General features: G+C 41.9%; 8 protein-coding genes and 1 pseudogene. 8 read left to right on the top strand and 1 reads right to left on the bottom strand.

The window, feature by feature from the left end; all coding sequences use genetic code 11:
• From JOC74_RS07040 to JOC74_RS07030, 3 genes and pseudogenes are all read left to right on the top strand, one after another.
• Positions 1 to 732: pseudogene (locus JOC74_RS07040) on the top strand (hypothetical protein); the annotation flags it as partial.
• Between the two features lie 172 nt (positions 733 to 904).
• Positions 905 to 1,510, top strand: a complete 606-nt coding sequence (locus tag JOC74_RS07035) for a YhcN/YlaJ family sporulation lipoprotein (protein ID WP_053603606.1) — start codon at positions 905 to 907, stop codon at positions 1,508 to 1,510.
• 251 nt (positions 1,511 to 1,761) lie between these two features.
• Positions 1,762 to 2,487 carry a YebC/PmpR family DNA-binding transcriptional regulator gene (locus JOC74_RS07030; RefSeq protein WP_053603605.1) on the top strand — a complete coding sequence of 242 codons (726 nt, stop codon included), beginning with the start codon at positions 1,762 to 1,764 and terminating at the stop codon, positions 2,485 to 2,487.
• A 303-nt stretch (positions 2,488 to 2,790) separates the two neighbouring features.
• Here the strand turns inward: JOC74_RS07030 and JOC74_RS07025 are convergent, their stop codons facing one another.
• Entirely contained in the window at positions 2,791 to 3,438 is a 648-nt protein-coding gene (locus JOC74_RS07025; protein WP_211086096.1) for a protein kinase family protein, read from the bottom strand.
• A gap of 206 nt (positions 3,439 to 3,644) precedes the next feature.
• Between JOC74_RS07025 and JOC74_RS07020 the strand changes: the two genes are divergently transcribed.
• The 5 genes from JOC74_RS07020 (at position 3,645) to queA (ending at position 7,116) form a co-directional block, all read left to right on the top strand.
• On the top strand, positions 3,645 to 4,166 hold the full coding sequence (locus tag JOC74_RS07020) for an intercompartmental signaling factor BofC (protein ID WP_053603603.1): 522 nt from the start codon (positions 3,645 to 3,647) through the stop codon (positions 4,164 to 4,166).
• Positions 4,167 to 4,258: 92 nt separating this feature from the next.
• On the top strand, positions 4,259 to 4,864 hold the full coding sequence (ruvA, locus tag JOC74_RS07015) for a Holliday junction branch migration protein RuvA (RefSeq protein ID WP_053603602.1): 606 nt from the start codon (positions 4,259 to 4,261) through the stop codon (positions 4,862 to 4,864).
• A gap of 9 nt (positions 4,865 to 4,873) precedes the next feature.
• Positions 4,874 to 5,878, top strand: a complete 1,005-nt coding sequence (ruvB, locus tag JOC74_RS07010; RefSeq protein WP_053603601.1) for a Holliday junction branch migration DNA helicase RuvB — start codon at positions 4,874 to 4,876, stop codon at positions 5,876 to 5,878.
• The gene (locus JOC74_RS07005; protein WP_053603600.1) at positions 5,871 to 6,071 is read left to right on the top strand and encodes a DUF2905 domain-containing protein; all 201 of its coding nucleotides are present in this window, start codon (positions 5,871 to 5,873) and stop codon (positions 6,069 to 6,071) included. Before ruvB ends, JOC74_RS07005 begins: the two co-directional genes overlap by 8 nt.
• A 16-nt stretch (positions 6,072 to 6,087) precedes the next feature.
• On the top strand, positions 6,088 to 7,116 hold the full coding sequence (queA, locus tag JOC74_RS07000; protein WP_053603599.1) for a tRNA preQ1(34) S-adenosylmethionine ribosyltransferase-isomerase QueA: 1,029 nt from the start codon (positions 6,088 to 6,090) through the stop codon (positions 7,114 to 7,116).
• Positions 7,117 to 7,122: the final 6 nt, after the last annotated feature.

The raw sequence follows: 7,122 nt of genomic DNA, 5'->3' as shown, positions 1-7,122 counted from the left end.
GTAGCAGGTGCATCAGAAAATCCATATCACGGACAGCCGAACGTAGCAGGTGCATCAGAAAATCCATATCACGGACAGCCGAACGTAGCAGGTGCATCAGAAAATCCATATCACGGACAGCCGAACGTAGCAGGTGCGTACCAGCCTCAACACTTTGTCCCAATAAGCCCGGTATTACCAGGCTCAGGATTGCCATGCCCATATCCTCACTATCCGGTATTTCCGTACGGCTTTGATCCAAATCAACCGCATCCCGGATTTGTGTCACCGGAATACGAGGATGATGAATACGATAATATCCCTCATGAAAACGTAGAAAACGCTGCTTATCCAAATGTGCCGCATGCACCTCAATTTACGGCACCAGCTTTTGCAGCCCCTTATCCGCCAGTCCCATGTTTTCCTTGCTATTACCCAGTTTCACCTGTATTGCCGGGAAGCGGATTCCATCCACAGGTGATGGGAGCACAAGCAAATATGCCGGCAGGAGAAAATATGCCTAATGAGCCTTTTGTTGGCGGAGTAGAAGACGATGATTGCGGATGTGGTCCTAAACATCCACCATTTGGATATCCGGGCGTGCAGCCTCATTTTGGCTGGCCGGCAGGACCTCAAAATGCTCCATACGGAGTCTCACCAGCGAACTATCCGAATCAGCCGGGAGTTTCACCGGAACAGTATCAGCCTCAGTCCAATGAAATGTTTAACCGTCCGGAAGAAGATGACAGCTAAAAGCAAAGGGCGATAAATGTCGCCTTTTTTTGTTGACCGTTTGGTTTGCCCCATAATCTATAGCACAAAAGTATATTTCCCGGTATATGACAAGGGTAAAGATACCGGCTTCGGGAAACCTAATTTTTGAGCAGTTTGCTCAAACAATTTATTGTTTCCGGAGGGATCTCATTTGGAGCATAAATTTTTCAAGCTGACAGGCCTCGTTTTTTCCCTAACGACGTTAAGCGCATGCGGAGCCCAAGACAATGGCTTAAACAACGCGTACGACAATGGTACACAGCGGGTGGGGTATTATTCAAATGACGCCAATAACAATCGCGACGGTATGGATAATCAGGGTCCATTTGCAGAATTGATAGATGGAATGACAAATGGCGGTGCGAGGAATGTTGATGAACGAACCGGAAATATTAGAGAACAGCCGATCGGCGTGAATGATAATCGTGGGGAATACAGCAGAGGAGACATGAATTATCATAATCATATAATGAATACAGGCTACGGTGGCGAAAAAAAAGAAAATAAAGAACTATCCGGTAAAATAACGGATGAGCTCAACCGGAAGAACAATATTGACAACGCAGCAGTCTTGGTAACTGATGCAACGATTTTTGTGTCTGTCCGTACCGATGAAGCATTAACACAAGCAAGAAAAAACCAAATCGAGCAAATCGTTAGCAAATATGCTGATAATCGAACCGTTCAAATCAACAATGACCCTGGTACCTTTACAAGAATGCGAAACATCAATGGCGACAACGCCAGCTCGCGATAAAACATGAAAACTGCCTTTAATAGGCAGTTTTCATAACGTTTACACCGGTTATTAAAAGTTTAATCAAAACAAAAAGATTTGGTCCCAGTCCAATCTCTACCTTTCCTTCAAATGATTATCTTCTCTCTAGTTATCCAATTAAGATACCCGAGGAAATAATGATGAACCACTTACCTTTATCAAAATTGACGATGAAATTCATTACATATGTTATCATTGTACAGCAATTAGATTAAAGGAGTTGAGTACTTATGGCTGGGCATTCCAAGTGGAAGAATATTCAGAAGCGAAAAAATGCTCAAGATAGCAAGCGTGGGAAAATCTTTATGAAGCTTGCCAAGGAAATTTATGTTGCGGCAAAAACAGCCGGTACAGATCCGGAGTCCAATGCAAGCCTTCGCTTAGTGATAGATAAAGCAAAACAGTCTAATATGCCGAATGACAATATAGAAAGAGCGATCAAAAAAGCCGATGGAAGTAAGGACAATAACAGCTATGAAGAAATAACCTACGAGGGTTATGGCCCGTCAGGTGTAGCAGTTATGGTAAAGTGCTTAACTGACAATAAAAATCGAACAGCAACCAATGTCCGAACGGCATTTAATAAGAATGGCGGCAGTCTTGGCGAAAGCGGCTGTGTCGCTTACATGTTTGAACGGAAAGGATATTTGGCGATTGAACGAAAAGGGCTTAATGTTGACGAGGATGAATTGATGCTTGAAGTGATTGAAGCAGGAGCCGAAGAGCTGGAAACGAGTGACGAATCCTTTGAAATATATACCGAGGCGGAGCAATTTGAGCAAGTAAAACACACACTGGAAAAAAACGAGTATTCTCTTGACTCAGCAGAAATCACAATGATCCCGCAAACCTACACTGAAGTCGATGAAGCAGATTCAGAAAAAGTGGAAAAACTGATCGATGTTCTTGAAGACGACGATGATGTTCAAGAAGTGTATCACAATATGGAAAATTAAGCTTGGGACAAAACAGCATGTAAAAAAGCAGTGAAGTTTCAGTTGGGAAATTCACTGCTTTTTTATCCCGTATTAACGGCAAGTAAGACCCCCACCTTAAGGTTTTTAAGTGTAAACGAGCAATTCTAGGTGGGGAATAACTGCCCGTTCAACTAACAATCAGTGGGGGACGAATGTACGAAGGCTAAAAGCTCAGGCGTCCTGTGCGGGCGTCTTCACTAGCAGTCGAAACCCTCACTGATTGAAGTTTCACTTTATTTAACGGATGCTAAAAAAGAAATAATCCAAACGGTTAACCTCTGTCTATTCATTCGTAATCCTTTTTTTCTTCTTCCTATTAAACTGAATCCATTTTTTTTTATAGAGGTAAGCAATGATTTCAAGCCAGATTCTTGATATTTTTTTGGGGAATAGCGGGTGTTTATACAAACTGTAATAGGCCTTCTTTAAGTCCTCCCATTGTGTATCTGATTTGGTTTGCGTAAATCTTGCAACATCAATTACTTTTATTTCCTTGTCTTTCGTTACAATTAAATTTCGCAAGTGAATGTCAGAAGGGTTCAATCCTGTTTTTCTTGCTTCTTGAAGAGCTGCGTCTACTTCATTGATCATTTCATCGCTAATCGGCACCCCTTTTAAGAGGCATTCAAAAAAAGTATGCCCTTCAATATAATCAATCACCAGGTAGGAAGGACCTGATTCATACAGCTTTGGATAATACTTCGATCCGGAAAGCAATTGATATATGCTTGCTTCCCTTTTGGCAATTTCCTCATATTCAGGAAAAAATACTTTCAAAGCTTTTACTTCAGATGCTTCATTATATTTAAAAACATAAGCGCTTCTGCCCTTGCCCGCCAATACGAGTTCAGGGGGCATTGAAACGAGCTTGTTTTTTCGTTTTTTAGTGTTGTATTCAACCAAGGAAGAAAGTTTTTTTGCGGCCGTCAAACATTTCACCTACTTTACTTGTCTCACTGCCTAGTATATGTGGGAACGAAGCCATGATGTCTATGAAAACACATACAATCTACAGTTTTTGTGACTTAAAGTGTATCAGAATCTCACCTGTGATGCACAAAATAAAGCTCTGAGGAGGATTATTCTATCCTTTTGTAGGTCAAACTACAAGTAAGTTAAGAATAAAAGAGGTGTAGATGGTGAAAACGATCGTAATAAGATGCGCTGCAGCAATATTTTGCTTAGCCATTTTTGGATTTTTTTCTGAAGCTGGACTTGCAACAACCGGCAACACTCAAATTTTAAACAGAACAAAGCCTTTAACGATAACTGTACAAGTGGAGAATGTATATTTGGATGGGGACGTCAACATAGAAAAGTACAAAGAAACCATTTGGGCAATGGAAGATTTTTGGGCGGAATATGAAGGATATTCATTGGCAGAACAGCGGGAAGGTTTCGTTATTTTTCGTAAACAGATCGATGATATTTCCCCTTTAAGCAAACTGAATGGCTATATTGGCTTGACTGGTGACGGGATTATATCAACGTTTCACGGACGTCCAGATTCTGTAAAAATACCGATTCAGCTGTTTTTTCAAGTGGACACTGGAAGACTGGAAAGCCATATCGAGAATAAGCTGAAAATGGGAATCCCATTTCGTTCGAAAAAAGAATTTCTGCAGGTCATGAATCAGTATAAGCTTTACGCAAGCTAGGTTCAATGGAACTACGAACATATGTTAACTTTTCATTCATTTAGACTGGTTTTATGGTACAATGGAGAACAGTCAAAGAGGTGAATGAACGAGTGATTGAATTTGTCAGAGGTACAATTGATTTTGTATCGCCGCAGTATGTTGTGATTGATAACGGCGGAATCGGGTATCAAATCTATACACCCAATCCGTTTATTTATAAGAAGGAAATGCAGGTCACGATTTATACGTACCACCATGTCCGTGAGGATGTATTTGCCCTGTACGGCTTTCAAATGAGGGAAGAGAAAATTCTTTTTACCAAGCTTTTGAATGTCACAGGAATTGGACCAAAAGGAGCATTAGCAATCCTGGCAAGCGGGGATCCGGACGCGGTTGTTTCAGCAATTGAAAATGAAGATGAAGCATTTTTAGTCAAGTTTCCCGGAGTCGGAAAAAAAACAGCCAGACAAATCATTCTTGATTTAAAAGGGAAGCTGTCAGACGTTGCTCCTGCTATATCAACTGATTTGTTTACCCATGAGGAGCACGAGAAGCAAGCTCAGAGTGAAGCTTCCATAGATGAAGCTTTGGAGGCGCTGAGGGTACTCGGATATGCAGATCGAGAGATTCATAAAGTTCTCCCTCATTTAAAGGAAGAAGCCGCATTGAGCACCGATCAGTACGTTAAAATAGCGCTAAAAAAACTATTGAAATAGGGTGATATCATGGATGAACGTCTAGTATCAAGTGAAGCAGACAGCCATGAATCCGTTTTTGAACAAAGCTTAAGACCCCGTAATCTTAATCAATACATAGGTCAGGAAAAAGTAAAAGACAACCTCCGTATTTTTATTGATGCAGCAAAGATGCGTGAAGAAGCGCTCGATCACGTCCTTCTCTACGGTCCGCCCGGATTGGGAAAGACGACGCTAGCTGCGATTGTCGCCAATGAAATGGGCGTCGAAATTCGGACAACTTCAGGACCTGCAATCGAAAGGCCGGGAGATTTAGCAGCGATTCTAACAGCTCTTGAGCCTGGGGATGTTCTGTTTATTGATGAAATTCACCGCCTCCATCGTTCAATCGAAGAGGTGCTGTATCCCGCAATGGAAGATTTTTGTCTCGATATTGTCATAGGAAAGGGCCCGTCTGCCAGATCTGTAAGATTGGATCTTCCCCCGTTCACTCTTGTCGGTGCAACGACGAGGGTGGGGTTATTAACAGCTCCTTTGCGAGACAGATTTGGTGTTTTATCGCGGCTTGAGTATTATAATCAGGGAGATCTTTCCGATATAGTCATGAGAACTTCTGATTTGTTTGAAATTACGATTGAGAAATCAGCAGCTTTTGAAATTGCCAGAAGATCAAGAGGAACCCCGCGAATCGCAAATCGTTTGCTTAAAAGAGTGCGGGATTTTGCCCAGGTGCTGGGAAACAGCTGCATTAGCGAAGAAATTGCCAAAGATGCCTTAGAACGGCTTCAGGTAGACAGGCTCGGACTAGATGATGTAGACCATAAGCTTCTATTAGCGATGATTGAAAAATTTAGAGGCGGACCGGTTGGCATTGATACCATTTCTGCAACAATCGGTGAAGAATCGCATACGATTGAAGATGTATACGAGCCATATTTGCTGCAGATAGGGTTTATTCAGCGAACTCCCCGGGGACGGGTGATTACTCCGCTTGTGTATGAGCATTTTCAAATGGAGGTCCCTAAGTATGACTGAATTTCCTAAGATTTTAATGATTCTTGGTGCAGTTCTTTTGGCTATCGGTTTTTTTATGCAATTCATTGGCAAGCTTCCCGGAGATATTTTGGTGAAACGGGGGAATTTCACCTTCTTTTTTCCAGTTGTCACCTGTATAGTGATTAGTATTCTCTTAACGATTATCTTTTCGATTTTCGGCAGATTTAAATAAAGAATAAGGTGGACGTATGAAAGTAAATTTATTTGATTTTGACCTTCCGGAGCATTTAATCGCACAAGTGCCCCTGCAAGAAAGGGACGCTTCACGATTGATGGTCCTTGATAAAAAAACAGGAGAAATCACTCACTCTGCATTTAAAGAAATCACAAGCTTCTTTAAGCCGGGGGATTGTCTCGTATTAAATAACACAAGGGTGCTTCCAGCAAGACTGCATGGGCATAAGCCGGAAACAGGCGGAAATGTTGAAGTTCTTCTATTAAAACAGGAAGAAAATGATACGTGGGAAACGCTGGCTAAGCCGGCAAGGCGGGTGAAAATAGGAACGAAATTATCCTTCGGTGACGGAAGATTGACGGCTGAATGTATCGGTGAAAAGGATCACGGCGGAAGGATTTTGCGATTCAGCTATCAAGGGATTTTTTATGAGGTGCTGGAATCACTTGGGGAAATGCCGCTTCCGCCATACATTAAAGAGCAGCTTGGCGATAAGGAACGGTATCAGACCGTTTATTCAAAGGAAGCTGGTTCCGCAGCCGCACCGACTGCAGGCCTGCATTTTACTGAAGAAATTTTAACAGATCTGGAAGAAAAGGGAGTTTACGTTGCGTATATTACGCTTCACGTCGGTTTAGGAACGTTTAGGCCTGTCAATGCAGATGACATTGAAGCGCACGAAATGCACGCAGAATTTTACGAAATGAATACAGAAACCGCAGAACTCTTAAATCGCGTGAAAAAAGAGGGGGGGCGGATCGTTGCAGTAGGGACGACCTCTACACGGACAATGGAAACGATCGCCCAAAACTATGATGGCCGATTTGAGGCATCCAGTGGGTGGACATCTATTTTCATTTATCCCGGTTATACTTTTCAGGCAATCGATGCTATGATTACAAATTTCCATTTGCCAAAATCTTCATTGATCATGTTGGTAAGTGCATTAGCAACTAGAGAAAACATCTTGCATGCGTACGAAGAAGCAGTTCGAAATGAATATCGTTTCTTTAGCTTTGGAGATGCAATGCTGATTAAATAAGATAGA

The sequence above is a fragment of the Bacillus capparidis genome, assembly GCF_017832095.1.
GTDB lineage: Bacteria > Bacillota > Bacilli > Bacillales > Bacillaceae > Bacillus > Bacillus gobiensis.
The sequence above is the reverse complement of the archived record's forward strand: the minus strand, read 5'-3'. Positions and strand labels throughout refer to the sequence as shown.

What these genes read in the sequence shown, in the direction of transcription:
- JOC74_RS07005 (WP_053603600.1), top strand. Translation starts at nt 5,871, where the DNA reads ATGACTGAATTTCCTAAGATTTTAATGATTCTTGGTGCAGTTCTTTTG.
- JOC74_RS07020 (WP_053603603.1), top strand. Translation starts at nt 3,645, where the DNA reads ATGGTGAAAACGATCGTAATAAGATGCGCTGCAGCAATATTTTGCTTA.
- queA (WP_053603599.1), top strand. Translation starts at nt 6,088, where the DNA reads ATGAAAGTAAATTTATTTGATTTTGACCTTCCGGAGCATTTAATCGCA.
- JOC74_RS07030 (WP_053603605.1), top strand. Translation starts at nt 1,762, where the DNA reads ATGGCTGGGCATTCCAAGTGGAAGAATATTCAGAAGCGAAAAAATGCT.
- ruvB (WP_053603601.1), top strand. Translation starts at nt 4,874, where the DNA reads ATGGATGAACGTCTAGTATCAAGTGAAGCAGACAGCCATGAATCCGTT.